We start from the raw sequence: 15673 nt of genomic DNA, 5'->3' as shown, positions 1-15673 counted from the left end.
AACACAGTCGGCGAAATCGACAGCCGTCGTCGCCTGTTTTTCAGCCAAACTCGGCGAAAACCGGGCCCAACCGTCCGTAATTTTCGTCGAACGACCGCAACCCGGTACAGCGATTTCCACCCTTCAATACCGACCGGGCCACAGCCGAGGATGCGGAATCGCGCCGGACGCCGCCTGCACCTCGCCCGGTCTGTAGGCACGGCGCGTGAAGAGATTCGGCCAGCGTGTGGCCGCTTCATGAGCACTTCGGTCACCTGCCCGGGTGACCTTCACAGTACAGTTCGACAGACACACCGATAGCACACATGACACGATGACACTCAACCGACGAACATTCGTCACGAGCGCCGTTGGAATCGCCGCTGCAAGTACCGCCGGTCTCGCCGGCTGCATGGGTACCGCGTCCGCGACGACCGGAACGCTCTCGACGCGCGTGAGCGACAACCCCGGCGACATCTCGGACTTCGAATCCTGCTTCGTCACCATCTCGACGATTCGCGTACAGCCGACAGATGGCGACGAGAAGTCCATGGACGCGGGCGATACCGAAGTCGACTTAGTCGAACTACAGGGCGATGCCTCCGCGCTCGTCGACGACTTCGAAGTCGAGACGGGGACCTACGAGTATCTTCAGGTCGACGTCGGCGAAACCGACGCCACCCTCACCGATGGCTCCGAGGCGACTGTCGAAGTCCCCGGCTCCGCCCCGCTGAAATTCGACACGTCGTTCGAGATACGCGCCGACCAGACGACGACCTTCACGGCGGATTTCACGCCTGTGAAAGCCGGGAACTCCGGAAAATACGTCCTTCAGCCCGTCGCTGACGAGGTGACGGTCGTCTACGAGTCCGACGAGACGACCACGGCCACGAACACGACGACGAGCGAATAGACTTCATCTCACTCTCGCTCGTCAACACCGACCCACTCTCTCACGACTCTCTCACAGGTCTCCGATGACGTGGTCTCCCTTCGGCCCTCCTCTTAGTACCCGCCTAGTTCCCGTCTGTTCCCCGTCTATCGAACTCCCTAATCGACAGACAGCGTCGGGTAATGGCGGCCCGCGTTGCCATGGTCGCAACTCCCTTTATCAGTGGATCCTGACAGACGGGTACATGGCACGGGTCTCGGTCGGCGCGCGAATCCACTTCGGCTTTCTCAACTTGAGCCTCGCGCGCGACCGCCTCTACGGCGGGTTGGGCGTGGCACTCGACGAGCCACGGGTAGTCGTCTCCGCCGAACCCGCCGCAGAAGTCCGGTGTCGCCACCCCGTCGCAACCGAATACGTCCAGCGGGCCGCAGACCTCCTCGACATCGGCGGCGTCGACGTGGTAATCGAGCGGTCGCTTCCCCGACACACAGGTCTCGGAAGCGGGACGCAACTCGCGCTCGCAGTCCTCCGGGCGGTCGCCGAGGCGACGAACACTGACGCCGACGTTCGGAACCTCGCACCCGAGATGGGTCGCGGCGGGCGCTCCGGTGTCGGCGTGGCGACGTTCGAAGCGGGCGGTGCCGTCATCGACGCGGGCCACCCGACAGCGCGCTTTACTACCGACAGACCCGACGACGGCGAGTGGACCGTCCCGCCGGTGGTCGCCCGGCACTCGGTTCCTGACGACTGGCGCTTCCTGCTGGTCACGCCGGACGTCGACCCCGGAAGAAACGGCGCGGCGGAGGAGGCGAGCATGCGCACGGTCGTCGAGCGCGCCGACCCGACGACGAGCGACCGAATCGCCGGTATCGCCGCCAGACGGCTTCTTCCGGCGCTCGCAGAGGGGTCGGCAGAACGCTTCGGCGACGCGGTCGAGTCGCTCGGCCGACTCAACGGCACGTGGTACGCCGACGAACAGGGTGGCGTCTACCGGCCGCCGGTCGGCGCTATCGTCTCCTCGCTCGACGAGTCGCCGGCGGTGTTCGGTGCCGGACAATCCTCGTGGGGACCGTCGGTGTACGGCGTGACCGATGCCGAGCACGCCGACGAAGCAGTCGCAGCAGGACGGGCCGCGCTCGACGACGCCGGCGTCGCGGGAAGCGTCTCGCTCTGCCGTGGCCGGAACCGCGGCGCGCGAGTCGAGTGAGGGGGCGACACTGCGCTCGAAGGCGGCGTCGACCGCCCCGAAACGACTAACCGACCTGACCGAGTCGGTGGCGACATGGAGTACATCCCCTTCGGGGTCCCCCGACTCGACGGCATCATCGGCGGGGGCGCACCGCCGGGAAACGTCGTCCTCCTCGCGGGTGAGTCCGGTGCCGGCGCACGTGAGTTCCTCTACACGAGCGTCACGATGAACGGTCTCGCACACGCCGACGAAGAGCTATTCGACCTTCACTACGGCACCCTCGACGAGTCCGCCAGCCCGCCGCCGGAGATTCACTACGTCTCGTTCACTTCCGGTGGGTCGTATCTCCACCGCGAGATGGGGTATACGATGGACGACGAAATCGTCGACGCCGCCACCGAACACATCGAGTTCCACGACCTCTCGTCTGAGTACTTCCAACTCAGCGCGATTCCCCGCGAGTGGTACCTCGGGCAGACGACGACGCTCGACGACCTCGGAAGCCGTCACAACCGCGAATCCGTGTTGAACGCGCTCGGAACGACACTGAGCGAACACGCACCCGGGAACCTCGTCGTCATCGACTCCGTAACCGACCTTCTCGCTGGTATCTCCGACGAGATGACGTGGTCCGACATCGCGATGGTGATGAAGGGTCTCGCGACGGCCTCCCACCGGTGGGGTGGCCTCATTCTCGTTCTCGTGAGCACCGAGGCGCTGACAGACACACAACTCGGCCTCCTCAAGGGCGCAGCCGACGGGACGCTCCAGTTCTCGTGGGAGTCCGGGGGGTCGAAACGAGCGCGGACGATGGTCGTCCAGGAGTTCAGAGGCGTCCTCTCGCAGCTCGAAAGCGAGAACATCGTCCAGTTCGAGACCGAGATAAACGAAAGCGGGCTCGACGTGAGCGACGTCAGAAAGATTCGCTGAGAGACCGGCGATTTCGGCTCGAAACACTGTCGTGTCATCCAATTCTCACGCAACGTAGCGCGGAGCCAGTTCTTAAGGTGGAGCAGCCGAATTGCTACCAGCATGGCAGGGGACGACGGAGGTTCGCTCCCGGAAGACCTCCGCGACTGGGTCGACGAACGCGCCGAAGCAGAGGGCGTCGACCGGTCGACGATACTCACACGGGCACTCAGCGTCTACCGACTTGCTGTCACCGACTCGGGCGAGTCCGTCGACGCCTTGGAGTCACTTCCAGAGCGACTCGACGACCTCGAAGGGCAACTCGATAGTCTCGGAGACGACGTCGATACCCTCGAAGACGACGTTGGGGGCCTCGAAGACGACGTCGACGAGAAGATAGACGACGTGCGGATGCGCGTCGTGCAGGTCAAACGCGAGACCGACGGGAAAGCGCCGAGAGACCACGACCACCCCGACCTTCAGGTCGGTATCGACCGCGCGACCGCAGGTGTCGAGGCCGTTCGCGACCGTCTCGACGAACTGGACGACCGCGTCGACACCGGCTTCGACAACTTCGAAGACGTGCTCTCGTATCTCGACGAGACGACCGCCGACCTCGATGGAAAGCTTCGGTCGGTCGTCCAGGCGCTGTTGAACGTTCGCGCCCGAACTGCGGACATCCAGGCTGCGGAACTCGAACGAAAGGCACTCGCCGACTTGCTCCGCGTCGCCAACGACGCGAACGAGCGCAAAGCGAAGTGCGAGGCGTGTCGCGAGACGGTCCATCTGGACTTACTCACCGAGCCGCGGTGCCCCGCGTGTCAATCCCCGTTCCAGGAATTATCGGCATCGCGTGGCTTCTTCGGGTCTGCAACGCTCCACACCGGAACCCCGCCCGAACTCGAAGCGGCAGAGACCGACGGCGAGGAGACGACAGGCGGCGTGGAAGACATCCTCGACGAAGCGACTGAGACAGACGCAGATGTCGAGCGGCCGGACCCCGTAGAGGACACAGGCAACACCGAGGTGACCGCCAGCGGCGAACACAGCGATGACTGATTCCGACGACGCCCACGAGTCCAGTGACGACGGGGGCGATACGACCGAGACGGTAGACGACTTCCTCGGAGGCGACGCCCGACAGGGACACGACGCCGACCACGAAACCACCACCGAAGACGGCGCAGACGTCGTTTCCGACGGCGACAGTGACCGCTCTGAGCCGCTTTCGGATATCGCGAGTCGAGTCGCCGAACGCCGCGCCCAAGCGAGCGTCAGAGACGACAGCGAAGACGAGTTGTTCGAATCCATGAGCGTCGGCGACCTCGACGACGAGGACGTGTGGACCTCGTTGGTCGATGGCGACGACGACGAGGAGGTCGCTGTCGGTGTCGGCGTCGGTGCCTCCGCAGAACCGGTCGACGACCACGGCGACGTGTCTGACCCCGAGCACGTCATCCCGAAAAACGAGTTCTGCCAGCGCTGTGAGTACTTCTCCGACCCGCCGGAACTCGCGTGTACCCACGAGGGGACGACAATCGTCGAGATGCCCGACAGCGACCACTTCTGCGTGCGAAACTGTCCGATGGTCGACGACGAGTGAGACGGCGCGCGTCGACTACGGAAGTGACAGATTCTTAGTGTCGCAACCGGCTAGTTTTGGTATGCAGTTTTGCGACGAGTGCGGTTCGATGATGGTCTCACAGGACGGCACGATGACGTGTACGAACGACGAGTGCGAGGGGACCGCCGACCGGGACGAGGACCTCGCAGAACAGTTCGTCTCGACCGAGGTGCAGTCCGGCGACGAACTCATCGAGACCGAAGAGGGCGCGGACTTCGAGGGCAAACCCACTGCGAAGGACGTCGTCTGCGACGAGTGTGGCCACACCGAAGCGTGGTACACCATCAAGCAGACGGCGTCCGCGGACGAACCGCCGACGCGGTTTTTCAAGTGCCAAGAATGCGGATACAGATGGCGGGAGTACAACTAACGCGAGCACGCGACCCCGAAGTTTCGACATGACCAAACGAGACAAGAGTGGTCAGAAGCGACATAGCCCGAGCTATTATTGTCGTTGCGCTGTCCGTATAGACTAGTGCAAACAGTTCCAGCCACGAGTCGTTCGAGAGCGTCCCATGTCGGGTGTGATGAACATCCCCGGCATGGGCGTCCCTGAGCAGGGAACGCGGTCGAAGCTGGCTGGACGCCGCATGTAAAAAGCTTCCCAAACTCCGGGTCGTATTCGCGCTTTTCTGGCTCTCTACCCGGTATCCTCTCGTTTGGGTATACCTCCCCGTCGCGTATTCGACCGCAGAGTGGCTGGTGCCCCTGCTGGTGCCCGCATTTGGCTGGGTTGGCGGCGTCCTCACGAAGGCACTCGAGATTGCAATCGCCACGATACTCGTCGAGGTGGTGTGGCACCGACGGCGAGAAGAGACGTGAGCAGCGTAGCGACCCCATCTTATGCCATCGTACCATTCCCTGTGTTCGAGAGTCATCGCGCACGCCACGTTGCTGCGTAACTTAGTTCACCAAGAGAGCAACTGCACTCTCACCCTGGGCATCCATGACACCACCACCTGACCCCCCCTAAACCGGACCTTGAGGTTCGGTGGATAGACGAAACGGACTCACTGACGGAGGCACTGGTCACTGTGGCGACCGAACTCGGCGTCGACCCGACGCAAGAATCCACGCGCCTGCAAGACGTACTGGACGTGGACTCACTGCACGCACTCGTCGGCGACACCAGAGCGGCGACAGTCCAGGTTTCGTTCGACATCTGGGGGATTCAGTTCACCGTCACGCCCCTCACCGTCGCTGCGACGAGTGACACCTAATCGGGGCCATCTGCTACCCCGTTTGCAGGTCGTCTGCCGAGAGCGCGCCAACTCCATCGTGGTCGAATTCGTCCGCGTCGGCAGAGACGACACCACCACGGCGTTTTTGTCAGCGGGAGACGACATTTGGCGTATGTCCCTCCAGCACCGACTTCGGGAGTGGTTCCGTCCGTGGTACGCGCTCGTCTTCGCGGTCTTCGTGGCCGGGACCGCATGGTCCCTCCGCGGGCAGCCACTCGGACTGTCGTCGATTCTCATCGCCGTCACGGGCGGGTTGCTCGGCGCTATCGTCTTCCAGTTCACCGTCGGTAGCGTGTGGGCGTACATCGTCGAGTACGCTAACGCGGGGGGAAGGTGGACCGACGGGCCGTTTCTCGCCCCGTTCACAATCGGCATCACGACTGGTGCCGTGACGTACGTCTACGACGCGTCGGTCGGCGCAGCAGCGTGGGCAGCGTTCTGGTCGTTTGCCGTCTCGGCCGCCGCACTCGCGGTTATCGCGCAGTTCTACGCCGGGTATCGTGAGTCGTCACCCTAACCGATTTCGAGCGGTCGTCGAAGCGGTTCTCACGACTCGTCCGGTTGGAGCGCCGGAACGAGGAAGTCGGCGACCGCGTCCGCGACTTTTCCGGTCTGCCCGACGAAGAAGTGGTCGGCGGCGAGTTCGACGACCGACTGGTGATACTCGCGTGCGCAGTCCACGATGGGTGTCGCGTCCACGATAGTGTCTCGCGTGCCGTAGATGATTTGCACCGGGACGTGAATCTGGTCGAACACCGCGACCACGTCGAGGTCGGATTCGAGACGCGGCGCGGGAGCGAGTGCCGAGACGGCGTCTACGTCCGCTCCCTCGGCGGTCGAAAGAAGCGCCATCGCCCCGCCGAAACTGAATCCGAAGAGGCCGACGCGGTCGTAGCGCTCGCGTGCCCACTCGACGGCGTGGCGAGTGTCGGCCTGTTCTCCGTATCCGTGGTCCCACTCGCCGTAATCGAACCGCAGGCAGTCGATGCCGTGGGCGGAGAGCGCGTCGCTGACGGCCGTGAGACGTGCGTCGCTTCGGTTGCCACTGTGTTGCGGATGCGGGGGGCACGCGACGACGATTGCGTCTGCCGCGGTGTCACCCGCGCGGTCGAGTGTCGCCCGAACGTCTCTGCCGCCGGGGACGAGGAGTGGGTCGCTCATGAGGACATCTTGCTCTGGTGAGGTTTTAAGCCGAGCGTCACTAAGATAGTGGGTATGGGAATCCTCTCTCGCACGTCGTACGTCATTCGGTCGAAGATAAACGCCCTCCTCAACCGTGCGGAGGACCCGACCGAGACGCTCGACTACTCGTACGAGAAGATGCGTGACGAACTCCAGCAGGTCAAACAGGGTATCGCCGACCTGACGACGCAGAAAAAGCGACTGGAGATTCAGAAGCGACGCCTCGAAGAGAACGTCGAAAAGCACAACGAGCAGGCCCGCGAGGCCGTCCAACAGGACCGCGAAGACCTGGCGCGGAAGGCCCTCGAAAAGAAGCAGGCCAAGATGAACCAAATCGAGGAACTCGACGCGCAGATTGCGGGTCTACAGGACACACAGGACAACCTCGTCGAGAAGAAAAACGACCTGCAGAACCGCATCGAAGAGTTCCGCACGAAGAAGGAGACGATGAAGGCTCGCTACGAGGCCGCCGAAGCGTCGAGTCGCGTCTCCGAGGCCATGTCCGGCGTCGGCGACGAGATGGCCGACGTGGGTCGCGCGCTCGAACGCGCCGAAGAGCAGACCGACGAGATGGAAGCGCGGTCGGCCGCGATGGACGAACTCATGGATTCGGGTGCGTTCGAAGACCAGCTTTCGGACAAAGACGCCATCGAGCGTGAACTCGAAGCGGGTCGGTCGAACGCGGAAGTCGACACCGAATTAGAGACGCTAAAAGCCGAGATGGGCAAGTCGTCCGCTCCGGCAGAAGAGTCCGAGGCGGACGCCGACGTCGACCTCGACGAGAGCGTCGCAAACGAGGAAGTCGAAGCCGAACTGGAGGAACTCAAGAACGACGACGATTCGTCGTAACTCGACTGGCCGCACACGCTGAGGGAGCCGTTTTTTCCGACCGACCGCCACTATTCCTTTCTGCCTGCCCGGAGACCGTAGCGTATGTCGAACAGCGACGGGTCGTCGTCCGGCGAACCGGGCGACAGAATGCGTGAACGCGGTACGACGAGTCGGGCGAAACTCGGCGTCTACCTCCGGACCGACCGCCGAATCGTCGCCGCGGCCCCGCTCGTCGTCATCTTCGTCGCCATCGTCGCCATCGGTGTTCTCGCCCCGACGCCACTTCGAGACGCCGTCGCCTCCTCGGACCCAGTCGAGACGCTCGCACAGGGGCTTTTGACCGCTATCGTCACGGGTGTCACGCTGGTCGTCAGCATCAACCAACTCGTGTTGTCGCGCGAACTCGGCCCGCTCGGCGACCAGCGCGAGCGAATGGAGGGGTCGATACAGTTCCGTGACGACGTCGCCGACCTCCTCGACGTCCCCGTCGCCCCGCCCGAACCCTCGGCGTTCATGCGGGCGTTAGCCGAGAGTATCGCAGCGCGAGCGCGGGCGGTCGACGAGACGGTCTCACCCGACCGCGACGTCGACGCCGACGGACAGCCCTCGACGGACGAGGTGAGCGCACGCGTCCACGAGTTCGCGACCGAGGTGTCGGAGAACGCCGACGATGTCGCTGCCCGACTCGACGGCAAGCAGTTCGGGACGTTCGAGGTGTTGTCGGCGGCGCTGGACCTCAACTACTCGTGGAAGATTTATCAGGCGACGCGTCTGCGACGAACCGCTGACGACCTCTCGTCGGAGACGGAGACGGCGCTCGCCGACCTCGAAGACGCGCTCGAACTGTTCGGACCGGCACGCGAACACGTCAAGACGCTCTACTTCCGGTGGGAACTCGTGGACCTCTCGCGGGCGATGTTCTACACGGCGGTGCCCGCGCTCGTGGCGAGTATCGCTGCGATACTGTTTCTCGACAATCCCGAAAGCGTCGCGGGTGCAACGTTCGGCGTCTCGAACCTGCTTCTCGTGGTCGCGTTCGTCACCGCCGTCTCGTTGTCGCCGTTTACCGTCCTCGCGGCGTACGTGCTCCGTATCGCCACGGTCGCCAAGCGAACACTCTCTATCGGTCCGTTCGTGTTGCGGTCGGAGACGCGAGACGAAAATCTCGACTGGGAGTCCTGACGCCGGTTACAGGGGGTGTGCGCCGGTTCCAGAGCGGTCGAGCGATTCGAGGTCGATTGCTCCGTGCGGCATCGGCACGCCCTCGTAGGGGTCGTCGGCGAGCAGGAGCGACCCGTCGAGGTCGGCGTAGTCGAGAAGCGGCGCGAGGTGACAGCCGGCGGCGATAGCGGCGTTCGTCTCAATCATGCATCCGAGCATGACTTCGAGACCGTGAGCGCGCGCGGTGTGAATCATGCGCTTCGCCTCGGTGAGACCGCCGCACTTCATCAGTTTCAGGTTCGCGATGTCGACGCGGTCGGCAATCTTCGGGATGTCGTCGACGGTGACGCAGGACTCGTCGGCGGCGATGGGGAGCGCGGCGTTCTCGTAGACGAACTTCAGGCCCTCGTGGTCCTCTGCCGGGACCGGTTGCTCGATAAACTCGACGCCGTAGTCGGCGAGGAACTCGGACATCTCGACCGCTTCGCGGGGCGTCCACGCCTCGTTGGCATCGACTCGGATGGTCACGCCGGGTGCTTCGTCGCGGACGGCCTCGACGATGGCCTTGTCGCGGTCGGTGCCGAGTTTGACTTTGAGGACGTCGTACCCAGACTCGTAGGCGTCTGCCGTCTTCTCGCGCATCGTCTGGAGGTCGTCGAGACCGATGGTGAACGACGACGACGGCGTGCGGTCGGGGTCGAGACCCCACAGCCGGTACAGTGGGATACCGAGGCGCTTGGCCGCGAGGTCGTGCAGCGCGATGCTGACGGCGGTTCGCGCCGCGGGGTTGTGGCGGACCGTCTCTTTCATCCGGCGTTCGATGCGGTCGATAGCGTGGGGGTCGCCGACCTCTTCGACGACCGCGAGGAGGTCCGGAAGCACCGCTTCGACGGTGTCTGCGGTCTCGCCGTAGTGAGACGACGGGGCGGCCGCGCCGACGCCCGTCATGCCGCCTTCGTCCTCGATTCTGACGACGACGTTCTCGGCTTCGGTCTGAGTCCCGCGGGAGATGCCGAACGGATCGGCGAGCGACATCGAGATGCGCTCGAACTCGGTCGAGAGCATTCAGAACACCTCGTCGATAAACGCCCCCGTGTCGAACCGAACCGGGTCGACGGCGGGCGCGCCGAGTTCGTCTGCGAACGCTTCGACTGCGGCAGCGGCCTCGTCGTCGTCGTCGATTTTCGAGGTGTTGAGCGCGCCACCGACGACGTCGGTCTCGTGGACCGGGGCTGCGAGGTTCTCGTAGAGGGAGACGTACTCCGAGAGTTCGGGGAGCGCGAAGTCCTCGTAGCCGTGAATCGCGTCACGGGAGGACTCGTGACAGAGAATCAGTTTGTCGGCCATCGCGCCGTGGAGAATACCGCAGGTGACCGCGGAGTACGCGGGGTGTGTGATGCTGCCCTGTCCCTCGACGAAGAGCACGTCGTACTCGTCGCCCTTTTCGAGAATCATCTCCTCGACCGACCCGGCGGTGAAGTCGCTGACGACGCGGTCGACCGGGTTGCCCCAGCCAGCAATCATGATGCCGGTCTGGCCGGTCGGGATGAACCCCGCGTCGATACCCCGCTCGCGGGCGGCCTCGACGAGTTCGAGCGTCGCGGTCATCTTGCCGACCGAGCAGTCGGTGCCGACGGTGAGGACGACTTCGGCGTCGACGTCGGCAGCGGTGCCCTGTGCGACCCCGATGTCGTCGTGGGGCTTGCGCACGTCGTTGATGTCACAGCCGTACTCGTCAGCGAGGGCGGCGAACTCCTCGTCGTCGTTGAGGAAGTAGTGGAGTCCCGCGATGATGTCACAGCCGCGTTCGAGTGCGGTGCGAACGTCGTCGCGCCACGTCTCGTCGAAGCCGCCGCCGATGGGGGCGATGCCGACGAGGAGCGCGTCTGCGTCGGGCGCGTCGGCCATCGAGGAGACGATGGGTACGTCGGGGAGGTCGCGGCGGTGGTCGCTCGCGGACGTCCCGGGGTTGTCGCGGTCGAGGACGGCGACCACGTCGTAATCGGCGTACTTCAGCACGCCGGTGGCTGTCTTCGCGCGGTCCGGGAACTTCTCGTGTGCGAGGACGACGACTCGCTGTGGGTCGCTCATACTGAATGCCACGGCGTGGCAACCTAAAAGGACGACCACTTCGGAAAGAATGGAGAGCGGGTCGGGGGGTTCGAGCCGAACTCAGAGGCGATACAGTCGCGTCATCCAGAACTCTCGTGAGGCCGTTCGAAGCGCCGCTTCGGGGTCGCCCGTGGCGTCGACTGTGGCCGTCTGCGACGCTCGCTCGCGGAACTCGCCGAGGACTGCCCGCTCACCGAGGACGACGAGGTCGCTCGCACCTTCGGCGTCGCCCGCGACGTACTCGTCCAGCGTCTCGTGGCACTCGTCGAGGTGGTCGTCGATTTGTCCCTCGCGGATGCGCTCGAAGCGCGACTGCGAGAACCCGCCCTTCGAGTGGGCGGATTTCACGTCGCTTTCGAATCCTGTCTCGTAGACCAGCTCGCCGTCGTCGTAGCGGCCGAGAGCGAAGAGGTCTGCCCGGACGAGCGCGACCACAGTCTCGGCGGTCGGCGCGAACCACGTTTCGTCGAGCGAGAAGCTTTCGCCCCAGTCGTCGAAGGCGTCGGGGAGACGCGGCGGGGAGAGCGCGACGCTCACGAGACCGGCATCGTCGGTGAGCGCGAGACACGGTGCGGCCCGGCGGACGAGCGGGGCGCGCTCGTCGAAGGCGTCTTCGACCGCGGCTGGGAGCGACCGGTCGTCGGGAACGACGGCCGTGAGTGCGCCTTCTGCCCCGGTCGAAACAGAGTCCAGTCGGTAGAGAATCTCGTGGAGGCGGTCCCCGCGGAGGTCTTCCGTGCCGCGGTAGTCGAGGGCGTCGTCGTCGCCGGAGAGGCGCTCGACGCGGTCTTCTAACTCTTCGATGCGGTCTTCGAGTCGGTTGACCTCGGCTTCGGCCTCTTGTCTCGCCCGGACTGCTTCTTTTCGGCGGTCTGACTCACCGGAGAGCCGACCCTCCAGCGCGTCGCGCTCGTCTTCTAACTCGGCGATTCGCGCTTTGAGTTCGGCTCGCCCCAACAACTCGTCCAGCATACGCGGAAGCGTGCGGGCCGACCACTTGAGGTTTCGGTCGTCCGGCGAAAATCGTGGGGTGTGGTATCAGGCAGAGAGGTCCTGGCGTGTCGAGACCGAGTTGATGTCGTAGCCCGCGTAGCGAAGGAGTTCTTCCGCCCGGTTCGCGTCGGCGAGGAGAACCGGCCTGTCGTCCGGGAGTGCCGCCGAATCGACGGTCTGACGTGGGAGGGCGAGTGTCCCCGCGGGAACACCGTCGTCGGCCACGACGGGGAAGTGTGTACTGTCGAGCTTCATCACGAGCGGGTGGTCGATTCGCTCGACCCCGCGACCCGTGGTGTAGACGTGCTCGTTCAGTCGCTCGTGGTCTGTCCGCTGTATCGCAGCCTCGGCTCCGTCGTACGGCTCGACGTACAGTCGGCCGAGGTAGTATCCGCTGGAGAATCGTTCGAACATCTGTGCAAGTGAATCTCAACCACGGTGGTAGATAAGCCTTGTCGATACTTTTTATATCGAAGCGCAAACTCAGCGATTCCAACTGCGTTTCGTCGGGCGGCAAACGGCCGTGTCAAAAGAGGGTCGGAGACTTACGAATCGCCGCGAGTCGCCGCCGTCATCGACCAGACGGCGACGAGGCCGAGCAGGAGCGCGGGTAGCATCGGCAGCGCCAGCATGGCGGCGATGTACGGGAGGCCTGCCATCGCCGGAAGCGACGGGACGAGGTACACTGCACCCGGAATCACGAGGAAACAGAGGCCGACGACGCCGACGAGAATCCATCCACGGCGTCCGAAGCCCTCCGGCTCAGGTTCGTTGGCTCCGACAGTGATGTCGCGGTCGGAGCCCCCGGTTCCGGCGGTATCGCCGGTGTCGGACTCACCCGGTCGGTGGACGTAGGTATCGTCCCGAGTCGTGGTGTCAGAGCTCACTATCTGGGATAACGACCACCTTACCAAAGCCCTGTCGCTCTTCGAGGAGTTCGTGCGCACGTTCGATTTCGCTCATCGGCAGCGTCTCTCTGATGCGCGGTTCGAAGGTGCCGTCCCAGACGAGGTCGAGGGCTTCGTCGGCCTCTCCGGGCGTCGCCATCGTCGAGCCGATGACCGACAGTTGGTTCCAGAAGATGTAGTTGAGACCCGCACCCGGGTCGGGGCCGGTGGTCGCGCCGCAGGTGACGACCCGTCCGCCCTTGGTGAGGCTCTTGAGCGACTGCTTGTACGTCGACTCGCCGATGTGGTCGACGACCATGTCGACGCCGCGGCCGTCGGTCATCTCGTAGATTTTCCGCGAGAAGTCTTCGTCTTCGTAGTTGATGACGTGGTCTGCGCCGCAGTCGCGGGCGTACTCCAGTTTCTCTTCGGTCGAGGCCGTCGCGTACACCTCGGCACCCGCGTGGTCGGCGATTTGGACTGCCGCGTGGCCGACACCGCCGGACGCACCGAGGACGAGCACGCTCTCACCGGGGCGGAGTTCGCCGCGGTGGATGAGCATCCGCCACGCCGTCTGGAAGACGAGCGACGCCGACCCCGCGACTTCCCACGGAACATCCTCGGGGACGGGAACGAGGTTCTCCTCGGGAACTGCTGCGTACTCCGCGTGGACGCCGCGCATGTGCTCGCCGATGATCCGATAGTCGGGTGCGAGCGTCGGGTCGCCCTTCCGGGAGAATTCGTCGCCGCCGTCTGAAACACCCGCGAGGAGTGCGACGTGGTCGCCTTCTTCGAATCGCGTCACGCGCTCGCCAACCTCGGTCACGACACCGGCCATGTCGCTGCCGGGAATGTGTGGCATCTCCAGTTCGACGCCCGGGAGACCGCGTCGCGTCCAGACGTCCAGATGGTTGAGTGACGCTGCTTTCACGTCGACGAGGACTTCTTCGGGACCAGCTTCTGGGTCGGGGAAGTCGCCGTATTCGAGGACGTCTCGGTCGCCGTGTTCGCTAAATTGGACCGCTTTCATCTCGGTCCGACCGACGAAGGGAAGAAATAAAAGTCTAAGTTTACGCCGATTGTCTTTCTTCTTGTTCGACAATCGTCGTTCTCTAGTGTTCCTCCAATTATACTCTCCGTTCGACGACTCGCCCCCAATATTTCGCTATGTGACATCCTCGCCCGCCCTAAAGGGCGGGGCTTCCTACAAGGGAAGCCTCGTCGTCGGAGGTTTCAGAACTGAAGTCTCCGAGCGTCGTCTGTCGGGATTGCCGACTCTGCTCGCAGTGTCCTGTGGTGCTGTCACAAGCACTCCCATCCTGTGGCGAGTCATCGGTGTACGGTTTCAACGCGCACCTCTCTCCCCACGGGTTGACGCGACGTGCGATGTTCACACTCGCGTTAATGTCTGCTTGGTACTCCGTCACCCAACACTCGTCGTTCGTACAGCGGAACATGGCTTGAGAACTACGAGAACCGATGTGTCCACACTCATGGCACGTCTGACTCGTGTACGAAGGATTCACGAATCGGACACAGATGCCCGCGTCACGGGCCTTGTCCTCGATTCGACCAGTGAGTCGTGCGAACGCCCAGTTGTGGAGACGGCGGTTCATCCACTTGCCGTAGTCCAGATGTTCACGGATGTACGACAGGTCTTCGAGAACGATAACGGGGTTCTCGAACTGTTGAGCGTACTCGACAGCTTCACGAGACGCCTTCTCGACAATATCCGTGAGGGCGTTTTGGTAGTGGTCGAATCGTTCTTGAATACGCCACTCGGCGTCTCGCTCTTGGAGACGACGGAGCGTCGTGAACATCTCCTTGCGGAGGTGTCGGGCACGACCGCCGTCATAGATGTACGGTTGGGTTGGAGTACCGTCCCGAAGGGCACAGCCCGTCAGGAGTTTGGATTCGCCAATATCGAAGCCGATGTACATCGGCCCGTCCGGTTCAGTTGGCTCCGCGACCTCGTACTCGACAGTGACGTGAAGCACCCAGTTGGTGCGGTGTTCTTGGAGTCGAAACTCGCCGACTGTCACGTCGCCGTCGAGGAGGTCGCCGTCGAGGAGGTCGCCCCACAACTCTCGCTGTGCGGGATTGATACGGAGCGGAATCCAGAAGGCGTTGCCACGTCCTGCCTGTGGGACGCGCCAGCAGAACTCGTGTCGTCGCTCGTCGGAATGGTCGAGACGCCAGCCAGGGTTCGTGAACCGAACGGGATGGTCGTCTTTCAACTCCGAAGCGTTGTACGTGTCCCGCAGTTTCGGGACATAGTTCTTGAGAGCATCTTTCGCGTAGGACGTGAGCGTGTACGGCGTCACAACATCATTGACCGCTGTCTGTGTCGTCGCACCACTCTCGAACGATTCGGAAAGGGCGCGACGGTAGGTAGCCACAGTTCGTTGAAGCCGACGCTCTTTGTGCGCCGTTGGGGGCGCGAGCGTGGCCTGCAACGTCTTGGTGGCAGTAGCGGTCACAGTAGAACACTCGAAATCATGAAAGTTAAAACTAACGAATCACTAAGTTGTAGCATAGATGCCGAACCTGAACATCGAAGTGAGCGACGAAGAATACGAGAAACTGAGCGAAGTAAAGGAAGCACACGGCCTGACATGGCGAGGACTCGTCATTCAGGGTGCGAAAGCACTAGACACCGAAGGGCCACTGTAG

19 protein-coding genes are annotated in these 15673 nt (G+C 63.5%); 11 read left to right on the top strand and 8 right to left on the bottom strand.

Translation table 11 applies throughout. The features are described from left to right. The first annotated feature begins 313 nt into the window (after window positions 1-313). From KU306_RS15605 to KU306_RS15570, 8 genes are all read left to right on the top strand, one after another. The gene (locus tag KU306_RS15605; RefSeq protein ID WP_007543231.1) at window positions 314-892 is read left to right on the top strand and encodes a DUF4382 domain-containing protein; all 579 of its coding nucleotides are present in this window, start codon (window positions 314-316) and stop codon (window positions 890-892) included. Between the two features lie 223 nt (window positions 893-1115). Then, window positions 1116-2078, top strand: a complete 963-nt coding sequence (locus KU306_RS15600; protein WP_258302464.1) for a beta-ribofuranosylaminobenzene 5'-phosphate synthase family protein — start codon at window positions 1116-1118, stop codon at window positions 2076-2078. Between the two features lie 75 nt (window positions 2079-2153). Continuing rightward, window positions 2154-2990 carry an RAD55 family ATPase gene (locus tag KU306_RS15595; protein WP_007543234.1) on the top strand — a complete coding sequence of 279 codons (837 nt, stop codon included), beginning with the start codon at window positions 2154-2156 and terminating at the stop codon, window positions 2988-2990. A 102-nt stretch (window positions 2991-3092) separates the two neighbouring features. Next, window positions 3093-4028: a magnesium transporter CorA family protein gene (locus tag KU306_RS15590; protein WP_258302463.1), complete on the top strand. Its 936-nt coding sequence runs from the start codon at window positions 3093-3095 to the stop codon at window positions 4026-4028. After that, on the top strand, window positions 4021-4572 hold the full coding sequence (locus KU306_RS15585) for a DUF8135 domain-containing protein (protein ID WP_258302462.1): 552 nt from the start codon (window positions 4021-4023) through the stop codon (window positions 4570-4572). Before KU306_RS15590 ends, KU306_RS15585 begins: the two co-directional genes overlap by 8 nt. Before the next feature lie 61 nt (window positions 4573-4633). Further along, window positions 4634-4963 carry a transcription factor S gene (locus tag KU306_RS15580; RefSeq protein ID WP_258302461.1) on the top strand — a complete coding sequence of 110 codons (330 nt, stop codon included), beginning with the start codon at window positions 4634-4636 and terminating at the stop codon, window positions 4961-4963. 664 nt (window positions 4964-5627) lie between these two features. After that, window positions 5628-5813, top strand: coding sequence for a HalOD1 output domain-containing protein (locus KU306_RS15575; RefSeq protein ID WP_258302460.1), 186 nt, complete (start codon window positions 5628-5630; stop codon window positions 5811-5813). Window positions 5814-5946: 133 nt separating this feature from the next. After that, window positions 5947-6351: a hypothetical protein gene (locus KU306_RS15570; protein WP_258302459.1), complete on the top strand. Its 405-nt coding sequence runs from the start codon at window positions 5947-5949 to the stop codon at window positions 6349-6351. A 29-nt stretch (window positions 6352-6380) separates the two neighbouring features. Here KU306_RS15570 and KU306_RS15565 read toward each other — a convergent pair whose 3' ends face one another. After that, window positions 6381-6995 carry an alpha/beta hydrolase gene (locus KU306_RS15565; protein ID WP_258302458.1) on the bottom strand — a complete coding sequence of 205 codons (615 nt, stop codon included), beginning with the start codon at window positions 6993-6995 and terminating at the stop codon, window positions 6381-6383. A 54-nt stretch (window positions 6996-7049) separates the two neighbouring features. Here KU306_RS15565 and KU306_RS15560 point away from each other — a divergent pair, with 54 nt between their 5' ends. Beyond that, a complete protein-coding gene (locus KU306_RS15560) occupies window positions 7050-7865 on the top strand; it encodes a PspA/IM30 family protein (protein WP_007543247.1) in 816 nt (271 codons plus the stop codon). Window positions 7866-7949: 84 nt separating this feature from the next. Continuing rightward, on the top strand, window positions 7950-9029 hold the full coding sequence (locus KU306_RS15555; protein WP_258302457.1) for a DUF7972 family membrane protein: 1080 nt from the start codon (window positions 7950-7952) through the stop codon (window positions 9027-9029). 6 nt (window positions 9030-9035) lie between these two features. On the opposite strand, the gene KU306_RS15550 is transcribed toward KU306_RS15555, so the two are convergent. The 7 genes from KU306_RS15550 to KU306_RS15520 form a co-directional block, all read right to left on the bottom strand. After that, window positions 9036-10073 carry a dipeptide epimerase gene (locus tag KU306_RS15550; RefSeq protein ID WP_258302456.1) on the bottom strand — a complete coding sequence of 346 codons (1038 nt, stop codon included), beginning with the start codon at window positions 10071-10073 and terminating at the stop codon, window positions 9036-9038. After that, the gene (locus KU306_RS15545; RefSeq protein ID WP_258302455.1) at window positions 10074-11099 is read right to left on the bottom strand and encodes an N-acetyltransferase DgcN family protein; all 1026 of its coding nucleotides are present in this window, start codon (window positions 11097-11099) and stop codon (window positions 10074-10076) included. An 81-nt stretch (window positions 11100-11180) separates the two neighbouring features. Then, complete coding sequence (locus tag KU306_RS15540) at window positions 11181-12092, bottom strand: Vms1/Ankzf1 family peptidyl-tRNA hydrolase (protein WP_258302454.1); 912 nt, start codon at window positions 12090-12092, stop codon at window positions 11181-11183. A gap of 66 nt (window positions 12093-12158) precedes the next feature. After that, the gene (locus tag KU306_RS15535) at window positions 12159-12527 is read right to left on the bottom strand and encodes a DUF5802 family protein (RefSeq protein WP_007543259.1); all 369 of its coding nucleotides are present in this window, start codon (window positions 12525-12527) and stop codon (window positions 12159-12161) included. A 131-nt stretch (window positions 12528-12658) separates the two neighbouring features. Next, window positions 12659-13000, bottom strand: coding sequence for a DUF7977 family protein (locus KU306_RS15530; protein ID WP_007543260.1), 342 nt, complete (start codon window positions 12998-13000; stop codon window positions 12659-12661). Then, window positions 12990-14030 (bottom strand): zinc-binding dehydrogenase, encoded by a 1041-nt coding sequence (locus KU306_RS15525; RefSeq protein WP_258302453.1) that lies wholly within the window; start codon window positions 14028-14030, stop codon window positions 12990-12992. Before KU306_RS15525 ends, KU306_RS15530 begins: the two co-directional genes overlap by 11 nt. 157 nt (window positions 14031-14187) lie before the next feature. Next, window positions 14188-15480, bottom strand: a complete 1293-nt coding sequence (locus KU306_RS15520) for an RNA-guided endonuclease TnpB family protein (RefSeq protein WP_258302452.1) — start codon at window positions 15478-15480, stop codon at window positions 14188-14190. Window positions 15481-15538: 58 nt separating this feature from the next. Here KU306_RS15520 and KU306_RS15515 point away from each other — a divergent pair, with 58 nt between their 5' ends. Further along, complete coding sequence (locus KU306_RS15515; RefSeq protein ID WP_007543265.1) at window positions 15539-15673, top strand: hypothetical protein; 135 nt, start codon at window positions 15539-15541, stop codon at window positions 15671-15673.

It is taken from the genome of Haloferax larsenii (assembly GCF_024730625.1).
GTDB lineage: Archaea > Halobacteriota > Halobacteria > Halobacteriales > Haloferacaceae > Haloferax > Haloferax larsenii.
The sequence above is the reverse complement of the archived record's forward strand: the minus strand, read 5'-3'. Positions and strand labels throughout refer to the sequence as shown.

What these genes read in the sequence shown, in the direction of transcription:
- KU306_RS15605 (WP_007543231.1), top strand. Translation starts at nt 314, where the DNA reads ATGACACTCAACCGACGAACATTCGTCACGAGCGCCGTTGGAATCGCC.
- KU306_RS15600 (WP_258302464.1), top strand. Translation starts at nt 1,116, where the DNA reads ATGGCACGGGTCTCGGTCGGCGCGCGAATCCACTTCGGCTTTCTCAAC.
- KU306_RS15595 (WP_007543234.1), top strand. Translation starts at nt 2,154, where the DNA reads ATGGAGTACATCCCCTTCGGGGTCCCCCGACTCGACGGCATCATCGGC.
- KU306_RS15590 (WP_258302463.1), top strand. Translation starts at nt 3,093, where the DNA reads ATGGCAGGGGACGACGGAGGTTCGCTCCCGGAAGACCTCCGCGACTGG.
- KU306_RS15585 (WP_258302462.1), top strand. Translation starts at nt 4,021, where the DNA reads ATGACTGATTCCGACGACGCCCACGAGTCCAGTGACGACGGGGGCGAT.
- KU306_RS15580 (WP_258302461.1), top strand. Translation starts at nt 4,634, where the DNA reads ATGCAGTTTTGCGACGAGTGCGGTTCGATGATGGTCTCACAGGACGGC.
- KU306_RS15570 (WP_258302459.1), top strand. Translation starts at nt 5,947, where the DNA reads ATGTCCCTCCAGCACCGACTTCGGGAGTGGTTCCGTCCGTGGTACGCG.
- KU306_RS15565 (WP_258302458.1), bottom strand. Translation starts at nt 6,995, where the DNA reads ATGAGCGACCCACTCCTCGTCCCCGGCGGCAGAGACGTTCGGGCGACA.
- KU306_RS15560 (WP_007543247.1), top strand. Translation starts at nt 7,050, where the DNA reads ATGGGAATCCTCTCTCGCACGTCGTACGTCATTCGGTCGAAGATAAAC.
- KU306_RS15555 (WP_258302457.1), top strand. Translation starts at nt 7,950, where the DNA reads ATGTCGAACAGCGACGGGTCGTCGTCCGGCGAACCGGGCGACAGAATG.
- KU306_RS15550 (WP_258302456.1), bottom strand. Translation starts at nt 10,073, where the DNA reads ATGCTCTCGACCGAGTTCGAGCGCATCTCGATGTCGCTCGCCGATCCG.
- KU306_RS15545 (WP_258302455.1), bottom strand. Translation starts at nt 11,099, where the DNA reads ATGAGCGACCCACAGCGAGTCGTCGTCCTCGCACACGAGAAGTTCCCG.
- KU306_RS15540 (WP_258302454.1), bottom strand. Translation starts at nt 12,092, where the DNA reads ATGCTGGACGAGTTGTTGGGGCGAGCCGAACTCAAAGCGCGAATCGCC.
- KU306_RS15535 (WP_007543259.1), bottom strand. Translation starts at nt 12,527, where the DNA reads ATGTTCGAACGATTCTCCAGCGGATACTACCTCGGCCGACTGTACGTC.
- KU306_RS15525 (WP_258302453.1), bottom strand. Translation starts at nt 14,030, where the DNA reads ATGAAAGCGGTCCAATTTAGCGAACACGGCGACCGAGACGTCCTCGAA.
- KU306_RS15515 (WP_007543265.1), top strand. Translation starts at nt 15,539, where the DNA reads ATGCCGAACCTGAACATCGAAGTGAGCGACGAAGAATACGAGAAACTG.